Raw genomic sequence first — 20,854 nt, 5'->3', positions numbered from 1 at the left:
GGAGTGCAAGCACTCCATCAAGTCCGCTCGACTTGCATGTATTAGGCACGCCGCCAGCGTTCGTCCTGAGCCAGGATCAAACTCTCCAAATTGGTATTTAGAAAGAGCGATTGCTCATTTTGAAACATCTGACGAGAATTAAAAATTCTCATTTTTGAACTCACTTTCGTGAATTCGATACTCACTCGTTGTTCAGTTTTCAAAGATCAAGCTGTTCTCGTTGTCCGCTTAATGTCTCAGCAGCAACTCTTATACTATATCATGTCCGGCGTTTTAATGTCAAGCTCTTTTTTTGAATTTCGTTTTTCGAACTTCATTTTCGAGCTCGGCATCGTTATTTCTTGGCCGGAATTAGAATATACCATGTATAGAAGACCATTGCAAGTGTTTTTATTATTTTTTTTAAAATAACCCACTTCATAACCTTTTATCCCGGAATTATGTTTCTTCTATAGGAAAACCCATCATTAAGCTCACCAGTTCTTGAGCTGTGATCTCCCCTACTATGCCCATTACCCGTTTGATTAATCCTTCAATCTCTACATCTCAAAAAGTCAGATCTTTATTTATTAGAAAAGCCAGTTTCCATCCACGATGGAAACTGGCTTTGAAGGTTATAATTCCGTACTTCGTTATTACTGTCCGTTCCGAGTCTTAATTCCATAAGTCGCAATCCCGTATGGACGGATCTCCAATGAATACGGACGATGTCCAGGATCTGCAAGCGGCGCCGTGCGCTCTTCCAGAATATTGGTCTCGTACAGATGCTCATGCGGAACAAGGACATCCAGAGCCAGCTCTACAGGCTGCTCAGCCATGTTGTACCAGCGAACCAGCAAGTCGCCAGTCTTTTCGTTCATTTTTAGAGAAGAAAATGCCGCCGCTGTACCCTTCCATTGGAAAGGTGTATAGCCCGAGGCAAGCTTACCTTCATGAACTCCTGTCTGGAGGACAGTCCACGGCACCTGGAATTGATAGGCCTCAGTATACGCACCGGACGCAATGCCATCCCCGCTATGCGGGATCAGTTGCAGCTGTACCGTATGCTCGCCCAAGCACTGAGCTTCCGGAGTCGGGAACCAGCCCCAGTCCCCTAGCTCGCCCACGCTGCGCAACAGGGTAACAGCCACTGTATTGCGGCCATCCCGCAGGATCTCGTATTCATTGAGCCCCAAATTAGCTACCGTGAGTCCGGCTTGGTCACCGCTGACATCAACAAAGTTCTGCTGATGCTGGGTATTGCTCGGGTTCAACCATTCGCTCGCCGGTACATTATCCCGTGTAGCAATTTCGAACATGGAATCTGCATGGTGCACATCAGTTACCAGATCGGTCGGGAACAACATCCGTACCCGGTGATCTTTAGCGTTGTTATTAATAGTAGATTCGATGGACAGACCTTTGCCCTTCCGTTCGAGCGAAAGCACGGTACGAAGCTTCAATGTAACGGTCTCACGGCTGCGCTGCGCCTTACGTTCCGGGTAGTAGACAAGGGCCCGCTGCTCTGCGTCCAGCAATTCATCAGCTGAAGCAGGAATTTCCCAGTCATGGACGATTTCAATCGCAGCCCGGAAAGAGGTATCTTCAAGCACACGGATGCCTGCTTGCAGTCCTTTGGTGGTCAGCGGAGTCTCACCATCCGGCTGTCTGTACATATATTCATTACCGATATCGCCGGTATTCTCATAAACACCAAGATCATTGTAAGAAGTATTATTGTTCTTATCGTGCAAGGTGAACGAGCCGTCATCAGCAATCTCCACTTTAATTCCGTCGTTCTCAAGCACTTTTGCTCCCTTCAGTAAGGAAACAACTGCTGGAGCCGGCTCAGCCGACTTCACCCAGGCATAGGTACGTAGACCAAGCGCAGGAACATCTGAAGCTTCAAACGTGAGTTTGATTTTACGGCATGAATAAGGCTGACGGAATTGATTATCCGGCAAGTCATAGCCGAAGCTCAGTCCGAGGTCTTCAATAGTGTAGGATACAGCGGTGCCGTTCTCATCCACCAATTGATGTCCATCGAGCGAAACATCTTGCATACGGCGGGCGGTCTCCTCCAGAGAGAAGCCTTCACGCAGATACAACCGCGCTGCATCCAATTCCACGCTGACTGTACCGGTACGGTTCCAGCCTGTTGTATTCATAACGACAAATGGCACCGCATCATTGCCGAATTTACTATAGCCGGAAGTATCAACGGCTTCAGCGATAAACCGGCCGCTGTCTTCTACAATGCTTTCGGCAACATGGCGGCTTTTATCAAAACGGGTAACCATTTCCCGGTGCACTTCATCCACGCTGCAGCCGCAAATACTGTCATGTGGATGGTTCTGCATCAGTGTCTTCCAGGCATAGGTGAACAGATGATGCGGATAAGATTGTCCTGCAAGCTGAGCGATGGAGGCCAGCGGTTCTGCCACTTTTTCCAGGATGGTTTGACCCTTTTGGTTCATCTGCTTCAAATAGACACGTGCTGAGGCCGTGTTGACCAGGGTGCCCCAACCGTCCGTGCGCTGACTGCGCAGTTCACCTTTTACAGAAGAAAGCTCGTCTTTCAGGCTGTCTTTCAGGGCATCCAGATAATCCGGGAAGTTGGAATGAACAAACTCCGTATCCGGGTAGAGCGCCTTCGCTGTCTCGATTGCTTCCGGAAGATCGGTCTGCAGCGGTTGGTGGTCACATCCGTTCATATACAATAGCTCGCTGGTCGAAGCATATTTCTCAGCATCTGCAAGCTTGCGATCCCAGAATTCCTTAGCAGCCCCTTCCTCTACCGGAACTTCGTTGCCGTTGGAATACCAGTTCGCGAACAGGATACCAAGAATTTTGGAGCCGTCCGGTCCCTCCCAGATCAGCTCGGAGTAGGAGGACTCATAATCGCCGTCGGAGACCGTGTTATTGAAGCCGGTCGGCTTCACGCCACGTCCGAAGAACGCGTTGGAGATCCCGGATTGCAGCATCAGCTGTGGAATTTGTCCGGTCAGACCAAAGGTATCGGGGAAATAACCGATTTTGGACGGTGTTCCGAATTTCTCAGCATCCTGGTGCCCGATCTGCATGTTGCGCACGTTAGCTTCGCTGCTCGTCAGGAATGCATCCTGCAGAATGTACCACGGTCCAATCAGAATTCGCCCTTCACGGATATAGTGCTCCAGCTTCTCCTTGTTTTCCGGGCGAACCTGGAGATAATCCTCCAGAATAATTGTCTGTCCATCCAGATAAAAGCTCTTGAAGGCCGATCCCTCATCAAGCTTCTTCAGTAGTGCATCCACCAGTTGAATCAGACGAACGTGATGCTTCTCGTAAGGCAAATACCATTCCCGGTCCCAATGCGTGTGGGATACGATATGCGCTGTTCTTTTTTTAGCCATGAACCCCTATCTCTCCTCTCACCTTAGCCTTTGCGGCTAGAAATTGTTACTTCATCCGGTCTGTACACGGACTGCAAGCGTCCTTCTGCATCCACCGTGAACAGCACCGAGCGTTCTTTGTCCAAAATAAAGCTATATACGGTACCCGTGCTAACATCCTTGATTTCTACCTCTGTGTCCCATGCATATTCGGAGACGAACACAAACAGGGCGCCCTCTGCAAAATTCAGCTTCCGGCCGTACACTCCCGGCAGATCACCACCGGTGTGCCATTGCAAATCCTCCTGAACCCCGGAAATCCTCACCGCATATCTGTACAGTGCCGCAATCGGCTCATTCCGTTCGTTCAGTTCCAGCGGCAGCGGGCTCCAGATCAGGCGTCCCTTCCCGATAGCTACCTCTACTACAGCATCGCCTTGTGCAGATTGAGCAGTGGCGTTCGGAACCTCTTGCACAGACACTTCTTTAATAAGCTCTGCAATCCTACGCTGTCCGTAGGAGACTGGGAACAACACTCCGTTCAGGTTCAGCCGTTCTTCCCTACGTACATTATGAAGCTCCCGGCGACCCAGCAGATGATCCAATCGGTCTGTTGGCTGCCAGTATGCGTCAAGGCCAAGACTGCCAGTCACCACCAAGGTCGCGCCAGTACGCTCAACGAAGGACAGCAGCTTCTTCATGGCCTCATTGTCGAGATTGTGTGCACTTGGTAGCAGGATCAGCTTCGGCGGTTGGGCTTCCAATGCGTCCAAATCATATTCCGATACTCCACGGAAAGGTAAATGCAGTTGGTAAGACATAATCCGTGTCAGGCGTGTTGTGGCATCATAAGCCAGCTTCCGGTTGGAGAAGTCATTGGAATACGGGAAAATAACTGCAATGTCTTCCAGCTTGCGTCCGTCGAATATTCCTCCGGCTTCGCCGATAAAACGGCCGAAATCATAGGATACATCTGCTTCTGGCTTCTCGGTACCGTCCGCACGGACAGCACCGATCTGTGATTCGTTGGCATTATCCATATAGAAGTTCGTATTCCAGATCCATTGCACAGCACCAGCACCGCCAGTAGCAAAAGCATAGGCATACTTGCGCTCCAGAATGGACCGCAGCTCTTCCTCACTCCGCTTGGCCCGTCCGTCCGGTGTCTCTACGTACATAATGCCGGTCTCCTGGATCAGATTCGGCTTGTTCGCCGTTTTGGCGAAGATGCCGCTCCACAGCAGACTGTCATTCAACCACCAGGTGTGGACAGTCGTGTAATCCACGGCCTCTTCATAGAAGAAAGGCGATGGCCGCTGCGCTCCTAGTGCCTCGTCCTGTCCGACAGTAACCATATGATTCGGACACAGCTCTTTAATCGTTCCGTACAGCTCCTGCGCCCAGACATTATGCATATCCATCGAGAACAGGCAGTAATCCAGCCAGCGCGTGCCGCGTTTGCCTGAATGAATATCCTGGATGCTAAAGTTAATATCGCTTTGCTCAGGAGGACGGGCAGCTGCGAAGTCCGGCAGCTCCAGCGGTGTCATGTTCCAGTGCTCCTGCAAAGCTGAGATGTTCCCGTGACGTTGTTCCAGCCAAGCGGAAAAGGCCTTGATCTCATGGATATCTCTGGCCGAGCTAGGTCCATCCGAGAAGATCCGCGGCGGATCGAACATCGACGGTTCGTTAATTAGATCCCAATCCACATGAGTTGTGGAGCGGTGCCGGGAGATGATCGAGCGGATGAACCGCTTCTGGGCTTCCACACTGCGGGGATCCAGATACGGGTTCGTGCCCTCCCAAGTCTCCGGTGTGAAGGAGAAGAAGGTGAACGTCACCTGCAGGTCATGCCGCTTCGCGGTCAGGAAGAAGGCGTCGATGGCCCGCAGCACCTCTTCCGAGGCATGTCCGTCCACCTGCATTACATTCCGGTAAGCCGTCCAGATGCCGGTACGAATCCAGTTGATTCCCGCTTTCTTCATTTGTGCCATATCGCGGTCCCAGACGTCAGCGTTCGGCAAGAACAAGAACTTGCGCGCCACGTCAGAAGTCATGTAGGTCATACCCACCACCGGCAATGGCTTTCCGTTCTTCACAAAATAATCTCTGCCAGCCGAAACTGGCTCACCTTGCGTAAGCAAAGCTTCATCATGGCCCCACAGGCCTTGACGCAGCACTCGCACTTCGCCATCCTCTGATTCAGCCCGGCAAACCAGCCGGTACAGCCCAGGCTGAAGCTCAACCGGAACCGGAATCCGCAGGATGTTCAGCTCGCGGGTGACTTCAACCGTGCATTCATGGTTGAATACCGCTTCCTCACCCTCTTTATTAAGAGTGAAGGACAGCTTCCACTTTGCAACTTCCGCAGAAGAAGTGTGACTGCTCAGTCGCTGGCTTTGCAGGCTGAGCACAGGGCGTTCGCCCGGCTCGTAGGAAGCATAATTCGGCTTCAACCACAGCTCCGTAACGCCTTTGGCCGCATAAGCAGTCCAGCCTGCCAAAGCAGCCGCTCCACCGTTCTCCCAGAAGCTCTGTCCGAGCGGCTGGTTAATGAACAGCCAGCGTCCACCCTTAAAGGGTCCGCCAACATGCTCCCACAGAACGACTGGGGCCGAGATTTCCCGCCCTTGATCTGATACACCCTTCAAGAGTGCATAGATCCGTGTATCCATTGGTCCGCTGGAGCCCATTTGCTCCGGCAGATCACTGCTCTTCGTAACATGCGGCACGAGATTCCAGGTATCCGCAACCGGCAGTAACTGCTCCTGCCCGGCGAAGAGTGGAATATCCTGGTGTGAGACATACTCGCTGGCCCGTTCCCCACTACTTACCCGCAATGCTTCATGAATATGAAGCTGACGGTGGTAAGCCGTCTGCTCCGCTTCAATATGCCATTCGCCGGCTTCCCAGCGCACCGGATGTTTGAACGGTGCGCCGCCAGCGTTGATTAGTCCCCCGCCTCTTTGCAGATAGGCGACAATAGAAGGCCATGCTGCCTTAGGAAAATATGGCGCATGCAGATTAATGAAGACGCCGCCTGCCTGTGCAGCATCCAGTGCTTGCGCCAGCTCGTGGGCATTTACTGATGCCACGGAGACAGCCAGCAAGCCTGTCTCAATACCCTGCACTGCTCCGGGTGCAAGTTCTCCCGGAAACAGCGGGTCACAGAAAACAATTACCCCTGCCGTGCTCACAAAATCCCCTCTTTCATCGCCCGGTAGACAAGCTGCGAGAAGAGACTGTTCGACCAGGCGAACCAGCTTCTTGTAAAGACAGACGGGTCGTCAGCGTGGAAGCCTTCATGCATATATCCTGTTCCAGCGTCGGTGTTTTCCAATAGCTTGATCATTTCCAGCTTCTCTTCAGTAGTTTGTGCCGTAATGCCCTGCATGGACAAAGCCATATGCCAGATGTAGTTCTTCGGCGTATGCGGGCTGCCGATTCCTTTGGCGGCTGTGCCTTCAAAGTAGAACGGGTTCTCTTTGCTGAGCGCGAACCGTCTTGTGTTCTGGTAGATCGGATCATCCGCTGTCGTATATCCCAGGTAAGGGATGGAGACCAGTCCCGGTGTTCCAGCATCATCCATCAGACAGTAGTTGCCGAAGCCGTCTGTCTCATAGGCATAGATTGGACCGAATTCCGGGTGGCGGTAAATGCCATACAATTTGATGCCGTGATCCACTTCAAATTCCAGTTCCTTCAGCTCGGCCAGGAAATCCAGGTCACGGAAGACCCATTCTGCGAATTCCTGCATCTGACGAAGGGTCACAACAGCGAACATGTTTCCCGGAATGTTGTAGTGGAAGTCGCAGGCATCGTCACTGGAACGGAAGCCTGACCAGATCATGCCGGTGTAGTTGACCGGCATGCCAAGTCCGTTATTGCGCAGGGAATCCTCGGGAATGCCGTTATTGCGGCTGAACCGGTATGGTGACTGCTCAAAGTGATGTTGCTCTCTTTTGAACAGATCGAAGATTAGACGCAGGGCCGACTTGAATCCGGCATCGAAGAAATCGGTAAGTCCGGTTTCTTTCCAATACGTATACGCCAGACGGATTACGAAGCACAGGGAGTCAATCTCGAACTTCCGCTCCCACACCCATGGCGACATTTCGGTCACGTCGGTTGTATTCCAGTGCCAATCATTAGCCGATTCGTTAAATGCATTCGCATAAGGGTCGACATGGATGTACTGAATATGACGTTTGATCAGCCCTCCGATGATACGCTGCAATTCTGGATCATTCTTCGCCAGCGGTACGTAGTGAATAACCTGTTCCACAGAATCGCGGAGCCAAGAAGCCGGAATATCCCCGGTAATGACAAAGGTAGTTCCGTCATCCAGCAGCTTCGTGGTCGTCTCCAGCGTATTTGGGAAGCAGTTCTTGAACATCTGCAGCAGCTTCGGACGGTGCGCCAGCTTCTCTTCGGCTTCTGCCAGCACCTCCTGCACTGCCTTTGGCAGAGTAAGTTGTGGCATCGCTATTTTGGGTAGTCTGAATTGTTCCAAGGAATATACTCTCCTTTATATTTGCTATCGTAATGATAAAGATTGAGCTCAGGAAATTTACATGGGTAACATTGCAGAAAATAGTTGGACTTCCAGTTGAATTACTCTTTCACCGCACCAACCGTAAGTCCCTGTATGAAGTAGCGCTGGAAGAACGGATAAGCGAAAATAATTGGCCCTGTTGCCAGTACGACCATCGCCATCCGCGATGTATCCTGCGGCATGGAGCGCAGTGCTTCGATGCTGAGCGAGCTGTTCTGTGAATTCTGTAACAGGAACTGCATGCTGGTCTCAATCCGCATCAGCATGGATTGCAGCGGCACTAGATTGGGATCATCTATATAGAGCAAGGCGTTGAACCAGTCATTCCAGTATCCCAGTGTGCTGAACAACGCAATCGTTGCCAGACCTGGCAGTGACAGCGGCAGCACCAGGGTGAGGAAAATCCGGAACTCGCCTGCTCCGTCGATTTTACCGGATTCAATAATGGCGTCAGGGACGCTGGTGGTGTAGAAGGTCCGCAGAATCATAATGTAAAAGGCGTTGACCGCCAGCGGTAGCACCAGCGCCCAAATGGTATCCTTCAGGTGCAGCAATTGAGTTACTACGATATAAGTTGGTACCAAACCACCGTTGAACAGCATGGTGAAGAAAGCAAGGAACGAAAAGAAATTGCGGTACCGGAAGCTTTTACGCGAAATAGCATAAGCATAAAAAGACATAAATAGCAGACTGACGATCGTTCCAAGTACAGTAACTAGAATAGTCACGCCATAGGAACGAAGCAGCATATCCCCGGACTCAAAAACATAACGGTATGCTCCGAGGCTCCATTTGGACGGGAATAACCGGTAGCCGTCTCTCGCCAGCGCCCCTTCATCAGTGAAGGAAATGATGACAACGAACAGAAACGGAAATACGCAGAGGAAAGCAAAAATTCCGGCGATCAGATTAAATAACACATTCAATGGTTTGGACAATTGATGAAAATCGCGTTCTTTACGCGTAATTGATGACATATGGGCACACTCCTTTCAGTTGAGTTAGAACAATGCGCTGTCCTTGTCGTATTTGCGCACTATATAGTTCGAGAACATGACGAGCGTGAACCCGACGAGCGACTGATAAAGACCTGCCGCCGTACTCATGCCGATCTCACCTGTACTCTTAAGACCTTGATAAACATAGGTGTCAATAACGTTCGTGACGCTGTACAAGGTACCGGAATTACGAGGCACCTGATAGAAAAGGCCGAAGTCGGCATAGAAGATTTTCCCCACGGCAAGCAGGGTCATAATGGTAAGAATCGGTCTTAAGAGCGGCAACGTAATGCTGCGGATCTGCTGGAGCTTGCTGGCTCCGTCGATCATCGCTGCTTCATAGAGCGACTTGTCGATCCCCATAATGGCAGCCAGATAGACGACGCTGTTGTAGCCCACGGCTTTCCATAGATATACGAGGATGAGGATCAGCGGCCAATATTTCTTTTCCGAATACCATTGCACAGACTCCGCACCGAAAAAGCCCATAATCTGGTTCAGCATGCCGCGTTCGGAACTGAGGAAGCTGAAAGCAAAGTAGCCGACGACAACCCATGACAGAAAATAAGGCAGGAACATTCCGGTCTGATAGAACTTAGCGAGCTTTTTATTAACGATTTCCGATAGCACGACTGCCATCAGAACAGACAAAACTAGTCCGACTATAATAAATGCCGCATTATAGAGCAGCGTATTGCGTGTAATGATATAGGCGTCATTGGTGGTAAACAGGAACTTGAAGTTGTCGAGCCCTACCCATTTGCTGTTGACGATACTGGCCCAAAATCCGTCTCTACTAAAGCGATACTCTTTAAAAGCGATAACCGTCCCTAGCATCGGTAGATATGAAAAGAAGAGAAACCAAAGGGTACCCGGTAGAACCATAAACAGCATAACCTTGTTTTTGTTGATATTTCCGAAAAATTCTCGGGCCATTCTCACAGTGAATCCCTCCTGAATGGTAAAGAAGACCGGGCAAGAGTCTCGCCCCGCCCGCGTCTTCTATTCCAATGATTTATTACTTGTTGTTCGCTGCTTTCCAAGCATCAATTTGCGATTGGGCTTCAGCAATGATCTTATCGAGTCCAGCAGCTTTAAATTTCTGATTGGCCTTGGCCAGGTATTCATCCGGATCTACGGTTCCGGTCATCAGCGGCGCCCAGAATTCTTCCTTCACGTTCTGCACAGCAGCGATCTCACTTGTTACTTTCGAAGTGTCAAAGTTGAATCCGAGCAGCGGAGCGTTCACACCAGAATCGTTGAATTTCTTGAAGATTTCCCATTTGTCAGCAGGGTCTTCTTCGTTCAGGTAGTTAAGCATGATGTTACCGAGCGAGAAGGTAGGCATATCGTAGTTCTTGGATTCCGGCAGGTTCTTCATCCGGTCCTCTCCAACTTTCTCGTAGTGCACGCCTTCGATCCCGGAGTCGATCATATTGCGAAGTACCGGATCAGTATTAAGCAAGTTCAAGAATTCCATGGCTTTCTCTGGGTTAGGGGAGTTAGCAGAGATAGCCTGCATGGAACCCATAACGGACCAGTTATAAATGTACGGCTTGCTTGCTGGTTTGGAGACTACCGGATAACCGTAACTCGCCGACCACAGGTTGTCCGCCATCGGCTGGCTCGTTGCACGATCCATGAACCAGTTGCTGGACTTGTAGAGATCGTCTACAGAAGTCGTTGTGGCTACTTCAGGCGAAATGTAACCTGCCTTGTAATATTTGCGAACGGTTTCAAGACTCTTTTTCAATTCCGGCGTTTCCAGAATGTTCACGACTTTATAATCCTTGGTGTCCATATATACAGCCATCGGCATTTTCTCGATGATGTAGTCGAACGGCAATACCGGCATGTAATCCTTCACCATCGCATAAGGTGTGATGTTAGGCTCTTTCTCCTTAATGGTCTTCAGCAGCGGCTCCAGGCTCTCCAAGGAGTCCACTTTGTCGATATCCAGCTTGTACTTGTCCACCAGGTCTTTGTTGAAGCGCCATACTTCTTGAGCTGGAAGCTCTTTGTTCGCAGGAACGGCATAATTATGACCGTCTACTTTGGAACCTTCTAGGAACGCAGGGTCAATGGTGTCTTTGATGCCTTTGCCGTATTTCTCAAGCAAGTCATCCAGTTCCATGAACGCGCCTTTGCGGGCATTTTGCACATAATCGAAAGCCCAGGAACTGGTGAACATAATATCCATCGGCTCACCGGAAGCGACCTTCACCTGCATTTTTTGTGTATAGTCACCGAAATCAATCATGTTCATTTTCAGCGTTGCGTTGATCTTAGGCTGAATATATTTGTTAACTTCGTCCACAACCATGTTCAGGTCCTTTTGCGGAGGCCCGATCGTGTACCAGATCAGTTCAACTGGCTTCTCCGATTTACCACCGTTCCCGGAAGCATTCTCATTGTTGGTATTGCCTCCTCCACAAGCGGTGAGCGCAAGCGAGAGTGCCATCATGGATGTCAGTACCAGAGATAATCTTTTTTTGTTCTTGCTCATGTTTGTATAACCTCCCCTTATGTTTACCTCAGTATCGCTGCATAACCCGGAATTATACCTCGCGATATTTCCTTTAAGGACTATTTATACTGTAATTTATGAAAGCATTTTCAAACAGAAGCTAAACTAAATAAAAGGTGTAAAAAATAAAGAAAAGGACTTGCTTAGCGCGTAGGCTAAACAAGTCCTTTATATTCCGTAGGGGAAATCCCTACATGCTTTTTGAATTGCTTGTAAAAGTATCCAGTCTCCCAATATCCCACGTTGCGGGCGATCTCGTGAACCTTGAGCGGAGAGGTTCGCAGCTGCTCCTTGGCTTTCTCAATCCGGTACTTGTTGATATACTCCGTGAACGATTCTCCAACTTCCTTATGGAACAATTGCCCCAGATACACCGGATGAATATTATATTGTGTCCCAAGGGTCTTTAGTGAAATGTCTTCGCTGTAGGATTGATGAATATGGTTAAGCACCTGCTGGACTACAGGGCTTTTCACATCACGAATCAGTGCATCTATAGTGTACACGGCCGCTTCTTTCAAAATATCCGCCCAATCGGCGATGGATGATGTCGCGCGGATTTTATGAAGCCCTTCTTTAAAAAACTCGGGTTCCTCTGCATGCCGGATCTCCTTGAGCTGCATCTTGAAGCGGATCAGCCATTCCGTGGCGATATCCTGGATCAGCTGGGGTGTAATCCCCTCCACCCTACGCAATTGCTCAAAATTATCATCAATCCTTTGCAGCAGCCCCTCCGTGTCCTTCGCCATAATCAGCTTGAGGTCTTCTTCCCAGTTTACTGGAAATTCCAGATTGGCCTCCTCTTGCCTTTCTTGCAAATCCTCATAGCAGATATAACTGTGTTCGGGGAACAACATAAAATATTCTTGCGCCCGCTTCGCCTGCGTATAGCTCAGTGCTGCATTGTCCTCGGTTTCCTGTACGCTTCCTATCGAAAGATACAGTTGCTCGTAGGCAGCTAGCGCCGGAGTGGCCAGCAATTGCCGATGAATAGCTTCTGCTGCTTCCTTGCCGCGTTGGTATTCACTTAGCATGTGCACCAGCACGATGTCCCCATCCATATCCTGAAACGGAATGACGCCGGGAATACCATGCAGAACCTCAAGTACCACGGGAAACGCTTCAGCCAAGCGTTGCTCAGACCGCAGCAATGCAACCTGTGTGAGCGGCTTGTTGATGACTATGCCCAGAAAGCCGGCCCGCTCCTGAAATTCCTGCGGGGCAATCTGATTTCTTAGCCAGCGGTGCATGACATTATCTCTTAGAATTGAAATGCTGTGCTCGTTCAGTTTATAGTCTGCTCTGGACTCATTCAGCTTCTCGGCGACGGTACTAAGTGTAGCCTTGAATTCTTTCAGATTAATGGGCTTCAAGAGATAATTTTCAATACCGAGGGCCATTCCTTCCTTTAGATAACCAAATTCATCATAACCGCTTAAAATGATGAATTTAAGCTCTGGCTGGAATTCCCGAACTGCACGGATGAGGTCCAGACCATTCATCAGCGGCATGGAAATATCCGTGATCAGTATGTCCGCCCGCACTGACTTCAAGGCCTCCAGCGCTTCCTGCCCGTTAGCCGCCTGACCAACGATCTCCATTTCAAAGCTGGCCCAATCGACAATATCATACAGCCCTTCGATGATGAACGGTTCATCATCCACAATGAATATCCTGTACATGGCTCACTCATCCTCTCCCAAATCGGGGAAATACACCGTCACTGTCGTACCCTTACCCTCTTCGCTGTTCAGTTCGAGTCCATACTTCGCTCCATACATCAGCTTCAATCGCTCGTGGATGCTACGCAGACCGAAGGACTCCGATGACTCATCCGTCTGATGAAGCCTTTGCTGCAATTCCTCCAGTCTAGCTGGAGAAATGCCACGCCCGTTATCTGTTACTATAACACGAAGGATATCTCCTTCTTTAGTTACAGCAACAGTGATGTGATTGTCGTTGCGGTCCGCCCGCATGCCGTGCAGAATGTAATTCTCGATAATGGGCTGCAGCGACATTTTCATGACCACTGTCCCCTCTAGCTCCCGCTCGCAACGCAGTTCGTAAGAAAACCTGTCCTTATAACGAATACGGAACAGCTCAAGATACAGCCGGCAAGCTTCCAGTTCATCCTTCAGCGTATGTTTGGGCTTGGGATGCACGTAGCTTTTGAATAGTACCGACAAGCTATATATCATCTCGCCGACATCCTCGGCCCCCTGTGAAATGGCCCGCATACGGATAACCTCAAGCGTATTATATAGAAAATGGGGATTCACTCTGGCCTCCAGCGCCGCGATCTCCGTATGCTTCTGCTTGATCTCCGCCTTGAATACCCGATCAATGTAAATATTGAGTTCATCCAACATATCGTTGAAGCTCTTGGAAATCTGGCCCAATTCATCTTCCTTGACATCAGTAATCCGGGCATCCAGATCCCCGTTCTTGACCTTCCGCGTGAATTTGATAATGCCTTGCGTCCGTTTGGCGATACTGCTGATGATCAGTGAGGCTGTGATAATGGCAAACACACTACAGAACAGACAGATGGTGATGATCATATTCCGCAAGCCGCGATAAGTCGCCGCTATCTCTTCCTTCGGTACGATGCTGAGCACTGTGAAGCCTCCCTGGCCGTGTGTCAGCTTCGTAATCGTCATGCCGTTAACTTCTTCGCCATCCGTGTAGGCGGAACTCACCAGCTCCATATTTGGATATTTGGCCCCGTAATATTTACCTGACGAATCGAACAGCACGTCGCCGTCGGCCGACAGCGCCAGGATGGTTCCTTTGAAATCCTGCCTATCGTTGCCCATCCCTTCCCACACCCGCTCAGCGTCGAAATAGACGAGCAGTTGACCAATATTACGCAGCGACAGCTTGTTATTAATGGGACTTCGCACTGAGAACATCGGTGTGTCGGCAAGAGCAATGCTATTGCGTACCCAAATATTCGGGATGGAGACATTACCCGCTTCTTCCACATACATGGCATCGGGAACAAAGGAATGGGCTGCATTCGTAGGGATAATCTCAAACTGCTTGTGCGTATTATAGACATAGAGCTGCTGCTCTGCTGCGCTATATAATATTAGGCTACGGATGTCGGGATTATCCTCAAGCTTATTCCTGAAATACTGCACGGTGTCGGTGGTTGAATTGCTCTCGCTGAAATACCGGTCCAACCGGTAACGGACATAACTCTCATAGGGATGCTCCAACAGGTACGCTGTATTCGAGGTAAGCTCACTGTCCCGGTAAATATCGATCATCATAGACTGCACCAGGTCATACTTCTGCCCGATATAATGACTGACACTCTCCACCGCCCGTTTCTGAATTTCCATTTGCCGCTGTACTGCCGCCTGAGACATGAGATTGAACATCAGGTAAGAGAACGTAATGATGGTGACGACCGCAACGATCGAGAACAACAGGATGATCTTGATGAATACATTATGTTGAAAATACTTTCTGTAGATCTTCCCCGGAAGCATGATCATCCTCCTGTCCTTTGATGTAATCGCGCGCTTATTTGCACTGCTATCCCTATATTATATCACGAAAATGATAGCGCTTGCGGGAATGCCCGTCTTGCAAACTATCCCAAAAATTAAAGATTCCCTGCAATAATTAAAGATCATGCAGGGACTACATTGGAATTTCCGGAGCTTTGGCGGCAGCGTCCAGCCAGATATTCAGTTGTTCTTGATCCGCAATTTCGCCCATGACCACCTTCCGGATTGTTCCCGCCTTATCTATGATATAGGTAGCGGGCAAGCCAGAAATGCCGTACAGGCCGGAGACCCGGCCGGTAACGTCTATAATAACCGGAAACGAGAAATTCTGACTCTTCATATATTCGGAGATGGTGCCTTTGGAATCCCCCACATTAACCATCAAAGCCGTCATCTCGCCACTGCGGGCACGGGAAACGTCATGAATTAACGGCATTTCTGTCACACAGGCTTTGCACCATGAAGCCCAGAAGTTAATCAATACCACTTGACCGCAATAGTCAGAGAGCCGAACCTGCCGGCCTTCGGCCGTGACGGCCTCAAAGTCAGGGGCGGCTGCCTGAGCGATCACTGCGGAGTCAGCTCCCTTTTCCCCAGGAATTACAGATTGTACAATAGCCCAGACTGCTGCAGCAATCGCAGCCAAACCGATTAAGATAGTGAGCATGCGACGAAGCTTTTGATGCTGATTCAGCACAAGATCACCTCATTTCAATCCTAGACTATGGTTAAAAGCTTCATACAGCGAGCCGTGCTGGTCCCGTATGTCTCTTGTCGGACCCTCCCCGACGCTACGCCCCCCGCTGAGAAACAATATCCGGTCCGCTACCCATTCGGCAATCTCCAGCTGGTGTGTGGAGAAGATGACCGTATGTCCCGCCTCACGAATGTTCTGCAGCAGCCCGGCGAACTCATTCATCCAGAACGGGTCCAGTCCGTTTGTCGGCTCATCCATAATAAGAAGTGGAGGCTCACCCAGCAGCGCCTGGGCAAAAAGCACACGCTGACGCATGCCTTTGGAGAAGGTATTCACCAGACTCCTGCGTTTCTCTTCCAGGCCTACAAGAGCCAGCACTTCTGTGACCCGTCGTCTGGGGACGCGCCGCAAGGCTGCCCAGAAGGATAATACCTCTTCCGCCGTTAGCCCCTGGTTAAACTGATAGTCGTCCGGCATGTAGCCAATTTGCTTTGCAAACTGTTTGCGCTGGGTATGCCAGCGAAGACCACCTACAGTGATGTCGCCTGAGGTCGGCTGAAGAATGCCGGCGATCATCCGCAGCACCGTGCTTTTTCCCGCACCATTACCCCCGCATAACGCCAGGATATTCCCTGCCGGAAGAGTGAAGGCGATATTTTCTACAAGAGGCTGCTTCTTGATAACTTTGGTCAGTCCAGTCACCCGGACCATAGCTTCATCCATGGATACGCCCCCTCTCCCAAATCCGGTACACGCCAACAATAGAACACAGAATCCAGAGCAGGCACACGCCCATAAACAATAAATTCCCGTTCGGACGCTGAATCCACTCTACCCACTGGAAGTATTCAGGACCTAGCACAGACCCGCCCCCAAGCTTAACGACTACAAACAGGCGTACGAGCTCAGCAGGATTGATGAATGTCGCAGCTACAAGCAGTGGCTTAACCCATAAATAAGGAACCATGCCTAATATAGAAATTAAAAGTGTCGGCCAGCCAATCACAGCGAAAAACCAGATGGATACAGAGATCGTGAGCGCCTGCCAGCGGTTTCGCGATAAGGAACCTATAAATAAGGCAAGGGTGAGAAACAAAAGAACCAGACCTGCCGAGAAGGCCAGGAAAAGAAAATAAGTGGAACTGTCAAAACTCGTGCCCAGCAGACCACTGATCAGCCCCATCAGCCCATAGCCGAAGCCAATGATCACCAGCAGCACAACGGCCAGTCCAGTGTACTTGCCGATGATGAAGGACAACGTTCCTATGGGATAGGTAGATAGGAGCTGCCAGCTGCCCTCCTCCTTCTCGGCCGTCAGAGAAAATGAACCTAGAAACAGCGTCATTAGCGGCAGCAGATATAACACCAGACTTAACATAGAGCCTGTTATCGCAGAATATCCCTGAACGATATTCTGGGAATTAATGATTAGCAGACTTAAGCTGAACGTACAAAACAGGGCCAAGAAAGAATAGGCCCAGGGATTGCGGAAACCCATTTTGACTTCCCTCCGGGCCACTTGCAGTATATCGGTCATAGTCACCTCTCCAGCCTTTTAAAATCACTTGTGTCCCGGGCCTTCATTCATATGGCCTTCCCCATGATTCATGTCCATGTCCATGGCGGAGCTTTGTTTCCATTCATGTGAGGCAAGATCATCTGCACTCAGAACGGTTCCTACACCCTGCTCCTTGACGAAGGCCTCGGCCGATGCCCGGTCCTTGAAGCTGATCACTCCGTAAGCCATTGGCGTACGTAAGGCTGCATCGTAGACATAACTTGCCTTGCTGAACTGAATCCACGATTTGTCGTTATAATCCCGTACGAAATCCATCCCGATCTTGTCCGTCCCATTCTCTTTCTTCCATTGATTCATGCAGCCCACATCGTCGAACTTGTAATTCTTGCCGTCCTTCGTCGTCAGCTGTGTCGCAAAGGCATCATCCTTGACCTGCATATTGCAGACTGCACAGACATCGACATCTTCATTGATAGGAAGTGCTTCATACTTCTTCGCACCGCAAGCGGTTAATACCACCAGCATCAGTAGACTGAGCAGTAGTAGTCCGGCACTTGTTCTTACTTTCATGATCGTAATACCCCCAAATATATTATTGTAATAACCGAGACAAAGAGCAGCAGCCAGCCGGTCACCATCACAGTTCCATCCTTCCGAACAGTCCCTATGGGTGCTTTTGTATCCAACTTCATCAGCGGTGCCTGATCAACCGATCCATTCGCTTTATCCCCTGCAAACATGTCACTCAGAAAATTCATTCCTGGAGATTGAAAAAATAGCTGATAGGCGGAATTACGAGAAATTAACCGCTGATAGAATGGATTAATGGCATACGGAATATCACTGATTCCATCCCGGTCCACGTCCATCCCCTGAAAGGAATCCCAGTAGTTCCCGTCCATCACGTTCTCTGTGCTGTCTACGGCTTCGGCATCAATAACGTTAGCGATGAATCCATTTCGGTGAAATTGATTGCCCGCAGCCTGACTAAGCTGAATGCCTATGAAATTGCGGAGTGCCACATTGTCTCTCATTTCATTGTCGGCAGATTTTTCCATATATATGCCTACCCTATTTCCTTCAACTAGATTATTAGTAATAGAAGAGGTCCGCACATCGTACAGCAGGATCCCTTGAGAATGCACATTTCGGCTTTGTTTGGCAAAAGAATTACCCGAGACGACCACATTCGTCACCCCCATCACCATTGCGCCGGTGATATTGTATTCCCCAACATTGTTGGTAATCTTCGACCCGTTGATGTACATACAATGGATGCCGTAGCGTAAATAAGTTAACCTGTTCCCGTCAACAGTCGTGTTCCGGCTATTCTCCAGATAAATGCCATCTCGTAGATAGGAGATTTCATTATTGCCAATCTGACTGCCGTGGGAATTATAGAGATCGATGCCGTTTCCCCGTTCCCCTGCTGGCTGACCTTGTGGAATAAACCAGCGGATACGGTTATGGATAATCTTCGCCCGGTCGGCGTCGCGCAGCATGATGCCATACCCACCCGTATGAATGGCTAGTCCCTCCAGCGTCACTTCATTGGCCTTGACCTGAATCGCCGTAGTTTTACCGTCTTGATCATGTTGGACATTTATCGATTGCAGGGTCACACCATCTGCGAGAATCGTAATGGCTGGATCCCCTGTGGTATTGATCAGCGTAGCTCTGCCTCCCCCTCGAAGGGTGACACTTGTGCGAATCACGACAGGTCCTTGATACGTTTCAGGAGGAAGATCAATGGTATCGCCGGGCTCGGCCGCATCGATGATATCTTGAAGAGAACGCCCCGAAGGATATGATGTGGGATCCGCATAGGCAGACTGTGAGTACAATGGAAACAATAGATCTACAACCAATAAAGGAAGCAGGAGCAGAACCAGAAACTGTCGTCTGGCACGGGAATGGCTATATTTCATCATTTGGACTTCGGTACACTCCTTAGCTCCGTCTGGAAAATAAAAAACCTGCACAAGTGTTGCACAGAATAAAGCGTTTCCGGTTCAGCCCATAGTATACCTAAGCAGACACTATTTCCCTATGGCCCGATGTAGCTATATTTACAGAGAGAGTGTGTCTAACGTGTGATATGTATGTTTTGCAGCCGATCTGGTTACAGTAACAGCAAGTTTATCAAGGTGAGGAGGCGCAAGGACCGATGGATGATACCCATGAGTATGTGGAAAAGCTGCATGACACGCAGAAAAAAGCGGAGAAAAGCAAGCACCGGGGACAAGGCAGTCCTGAAGCAAAGCTACCCAACAAGCAGCATAGTACCAAAAAATAAAAGTATTCGGGGAGTGCAGTAGTTGGACTACAGCCTTCCCGAATACTCATAACAGCCCGGCTATCCGTGAAGGGATATGCCGGGCTGTTTTATGGGCTGAATCTTTTATGGGGTGAAGCTTAATCGTATTATTTGCTTAGTTTTGCAACGCCTACAGCCACTTTCTCCAATTGTGCTTTGGTGAGGCTCTTATCTGGGGAACTGATTGTTACCACTCGGTCATTCAGGTTGAAGCCCAGCAGTTGCGTGTCGCTGGAAGGGCTGTACCATTTGGCCTTAACCCCATTGGACAGTTGAACCGCTTGGCTGGCATAGCCACCTGAATAGTCTCTGGCCGAAATCACGATTCTCATATGCTTGAACAGGAAGCTCACACCGTCATCGGAAGCAGCCACTTTATCGAAGGCATCGCCTTTGGTCATTTGTGTTGGGGCATAAGCCGTCTCAAAACCTTTAAACTGGGCAAAGGCCTTCTGAATGGCTTCTTTTTGCGCAGCGGTGTATTGAATCGCCGACAGCTGGGTAGTCGATCCACCATTGCTTGGTGCAGAACCGCCGTCATTTTTGCCGATGATGACCTGATTGGTTTTACCGTCAAAAGTAACTGGCACTTTCAGTGCATCCGCCAACGCCCGAACCGGCAGGTAAGTTGTATCCTTGTACGTAATGGGTGCCAGCTTGTTGCCGTTGCCATCAACCGGTGTATAAGCAGATCCGTTGACTTTGAAGCCAAGGCCATGATTAAGGTACGCGCTGATCTTTTCTAAATTCGTTCCTGCATATACCCCTGCTGATCCTGTCACTGCCATCCCGAACACCATTGTTGCTATGATCATTTTTTTGCTTTTCATTTGATATCGTCTCCTTGAAGATTGATTTGTTGTGCTGCATTTCTTAGTCTTATTAAACCAAGGAGTTGTTTCTAAACTGTATCCATGATGTAAAGAAGTATTTCACGGTGGAGCGTAAGACTATTTAAGCTTAACTTAAGATCCGCACGTAAGGCTCGGTCGTCACTACGGTGAATGTTTGGACTTCCGGTCGCTCTTGTTCCCAGATTTCTTATTTATAAACCGCTTTTAGCGGTTGAAATCTGGCGATAGTCTATGCTTCCGATGCTAGCTTTCCTACGGAAAGCTTTCAGGCGAGCGCTTCGCTCCTACAGTTCCAACCATTCCCCTTCGTTCCTTCTCGCTTTTTGTTACTTTCTTTTGTTCGTCTTATATAGTCACAAAATATCCTCCTTAAACAAGCCAGGAGAGGATGATTCCAGCATCTGGAATTTAAGATATCGTGATATACTTAGTGAATCTGCTGCACACATTCTATTCATTAGGAGAGGGTTCAACTTGAACAATCCACATTGGATCGCACCTGAAACGTATAATTTG

The 20,854-nt window shown here is 49.5% G+C and carries 15 protein-coding genes and 1 rRNA gene; 1 reads left to right on the top strand and 15 read right to left on the bottom strand.

What is annotated here, in order from left to right; all coding sequences use genetic code 11:
* The 14 genes from ACFVU8_RS27995 to ACFVU8_RS27930 all read right to left on the bottom strand — a co-directional run.
* Nucleotides 1–92, bottom strand: a 16S ribosomal RNA gene (locus ACFVU8_RS27995); the annotation flags it as partial.
* A gap of 543 nt (nt 93–635) precedes the next feature.
* Nucleotides 636–3,374: an alpha-mannosidase gene (locus ACFVU8_RS27990; protein ID WP_387431793.1), complete on the bottom strand. Its 2,739-nt coding sequence runs from the start codon at nt 3,372–3,374 to the stop codon at nt 636–638.
* A gap of 23 nt (nt 3,375–3,397) precedes the next feature.
* Entirely contained in the window at nt 3,398–6,550 is a 3,153-nt protein-coding gene (locus tag ACFVU8_RS27985) for a beta-galactosidase (RefSeq protein WP_387431791.1), read from the bottom strand.
* The gene (locus tag ACFVU8_RS27980; RefSeq protein ID WP_387431788.1) at nt 6,547–7,866 is read right to left on the bottom strand and encodes a glycoside hydrolase family 125 protein; all 1,320 of its coding nucleotides are present in this window, start codon (nt 7,864–7,866) and stop codon (nt 6,547–6,549) included. The genes ACFVU8_RS27985 and ACFVU8_RS27980 overlap by 4 nt, the downstream gene beginning before the upstream one ends.
* Nucleotides 7,867–7,967: 101 nt before the next feature.
* Nucleotides 7,968–8,885 (bottom strand): carbohydrate ABC transporter permease, encoded by a 918-nt coding sequence (locus ACFVU8_RS27975; RefSeq protein ID WP_175369755.1) that lies wholly within the window; start codon nt 8,883–8,885, stop codon nt 7,968–7,970.
* Nucleotides 8,886–8,909: 24 nt separating this feature from the next.
* On the bottom strand, nt 8,910–9,842 hold the full coding sequence (locus tag ACFVU8_RS27970) for an ABC transporter permease (RefSeq protein WP_175369764.1): 933 nt from the start codon (nt 9,840–9,842) through the stop codon (nt 8,910–8,912).
* Between the two features lie 82 nt (nt 9,843–9,924).
* A complete protein-coding gene (locus ACFVU8_RS27965) occupies nt 9,925–11,412 on the bottom strand; it encodes an ABC transporter substrate-binding protein (protein WP_379467738.1) in 1,488 nt (495 codons plus the stop codon).
* A 176-nt stretch (nt 11,413–11,588) separates the two neighbouring features.
* Complete coding sequence (locus ACFVU8_RS27960; protein WP_387431785.1) at nt 11,589–13,115, bottom strand: response regulator; 1,527 nt, start codon at nt 13,113–13,115, stop codon at nt 11,589–11,591.
* A gap of 3 nt (nt 13,116–13,118) precedes the next feature.
* Nucleotides 13,119–14,930 (bottom strand): sensor histidine kinase, encoded by a 1,812-nt coding sequence (locus tag ACFVU8_RS27955; RefSeq protein WP_379467735.1) that lies wholly within the window; start codon nt 14,928–14,930, stop codon nt 13,119–13,121.
* 154 nt (nt 14,931–15,084) lie between these two features.
* Nucleotides 15,085–15,648 carry a peroxiredoxin family protein gene (locus tag ACFVU8_RS27950; RefSeq protein ID WP_387431783.1) on the bottom strand — a complete coding sequence of 188 codons (564 nt, stop codon included), beginning with the start codon at nt 15,646–15,648 and terminating at the stop codon, nt 15,085–15,087.
* Between the two features lie 9 nt (nt 15,649–15,657).
* On the bottom strand, nt 15,658–16,371 hold the full coding sequence (locus ACFVU8_RS27945; protein WP_387431780.1) for an ABC transporter ATP-binding protein: 714 nt from the start codon (nt 16,369–16,371) through the stop codon (nt 15,658–15,660).
* Nucleotides 16,364–17,185, bottom strand: coding sequence for an ABC transporter permease (locus tag ACFVU8_RS27940; RefSeq protein ID WP_387431777.1), 822 nt, complete (start codon nt 17,183–17,185; stop codon nt 16,364–16,366). The genes ACFVU8_RS27945 and ACFVU8_RS27940 overlap by 8 nt, the downstream gene beginning before the upstream one ends.
* A gap of 24 nt (nt 17,186–17,209) precedes the next feature.
* Nucleotides 17,210–17,737 (bottom strand): nitrous oxide reductase accessory protein NosL, encoded by a 528-nt coding sequence (locus ACFVU8_RS27935; RefSeq protein WP_387431774.1) that lies wholly within the window; start codon nt 17,735–17,737, stop codon nt 17,210–17,212.
* Nucleotides 17,734–19,098, bottom strand: a complete 1,365-nt coding sequence (locus ACFVU8_RS27930; RefSeq protein ID WP_387431771.1) for a NosD domain-containing protein — start codon at nt 19,096–19,098, stop codon at nt 17,734–17,736. Before ACFVU8_RS27930 ends, ACFVU8_RS27935 begins: the two co-directional genes overlap by 4 nt.
* 236 nt (nt 19,099–19,334) lie before the next feature.
* Here ACFVU8_RS27930 and ACFVU8_RS27925 point away from each other — a divergent pair, with 236 nt between their 5' ends.
* Nucleotides 19,335–19,463, top strand: a complete 129-nt coding sequence (locus tag ACFVU8_RS27925; protein ID WP_083205578.1) for a DUF4023 family protein — start codon at nt 19,335–19,337, stop codon at nt 19,461–19,463.
* 128 nt (nt 19,464–19,591) lie between these two features.
* Here ACFVU8_RS27925 and ACFVU8_RS27920 read toward each other — a convergent pair whose 3' ends face one another.
* The gene (locus tag ACFVU8_RS27920) at nt 19,592–20,314 is read right to left on the bottom strand and encodes a stalk domain-containing protein (RefSeq protein WP_379467722.1); all 723 of its coding nucleotides are present in this window, start codon (nt 20,312–20,314) and stop codon (nt 19,592–19,594) included.
* Nucleotides 20,315–20,854: the final 540 nt, after the last annotated feature.

The sequence above is a fragment of the Paenibacillus sp. NPDC058177 genome (assembly GCF_042883835.1).
Lineage (GTDB): Bacteria > Bacillota > Bacilli > Paenibacillales > Paenibacillaceae > Paenibacillus_AQ > Paenibacillus_AQ agri.
The sequence above is the reverse complement of the archived record's forward strand: the minus strand, read 5'-3'. Positions and strand labels throughout refer to the sequence as shown.

Excerpts from the sequence above, each read along its gene's own strand:
- ACFVU8_RS27990 (WP_387431793.1), bottom strand. The coding sequence starts at position 3,374 with ATGGCTAAAAAAAGAACAGCGCATATCGTATCCCACACGCATTGGGAC.
- ACFVU8_RS27945 (WP_387431780.1), bottom strand. The coding sequence starts at position 16,371 with ATGGATGAAGCTATGGTCCGGGTGACTGGACTGACCAAAGTTATCAAG.
- ACFVU8_RS27930 (WP_387431771.1), bottom strand. The coding sequence starts at position 19,098 with ATGATGAAATATAGCCATTCCCGTGCCAGACGACAGTTTCTGGTTCTG.
- ACFVU8_RS27940 (WP_387431777.1), bottom strand. The coding sequence starts at position 17,185 with ATGACCGATATACTGCAAGTGGCCCGGAGGGAAGTCAAAATGGGTTTC.
- ACFVU8_RS27935 (WP_387431774.1), bottom strand. The coding sequence starts at position 17,737 with ATGAAAGTAAGAACAAGTGCCGGACTACTACTGCTCAGTCTACTGATG.
- ACFVU8_RS27960 (WP_387431785.1), bottom strand. The coding sequence starts at position 13,115 with ATGTACAGGATATTCATTGTGGATGATGAACCGTTCATCATCGAAGGG.
- ACFVU8_RS27925 (WP_083205578.1), top strand. The coding sequence starts at position 19,335 with ATGGATGATACCCATGAGTATGTGGAAAAGCTGCATGACACGCAGAAA.
- ACFVU8_RS27920 (WP_379467722.1), bottom strand. The coding sequence starts at position 20,314 with ATGAAAAGCAAAAAAATGATCATAGCAACAATGGTGTTCGGGATGGCA.
- ACFVU8_RS27970 (WP_175369764.1), bottom strand. The coding sequence starts at position 9,842 with ATGGCCCGAGAATTTTTCGGAAATATCAACAAAAACAAGGTTATGCTG.
- ACFVU8_RS27975 (WP_175369755.1), bottom strand. The coding sequence starts at position 8,885 with ATGTCATCAATTACGCGTAAAGAACGCGATTTTCATCAATTGTCCAAA.
- ACFVU8_RS27955 (WP_379467735.1), bottom strand. The coding sequence starts at position 14,930 with ATGCTTCCGGGGAAGATCTACAGAAAGTATTTTCAACATAATGTATTC.
- ACFVU8_RS27965 (WP_379467738.1), bottom strand. The coding sequence starts at position 11,412 with ATGAGCAAGAACAAAAAAAGATTATCTCTGGTACTGACATCCATGATG.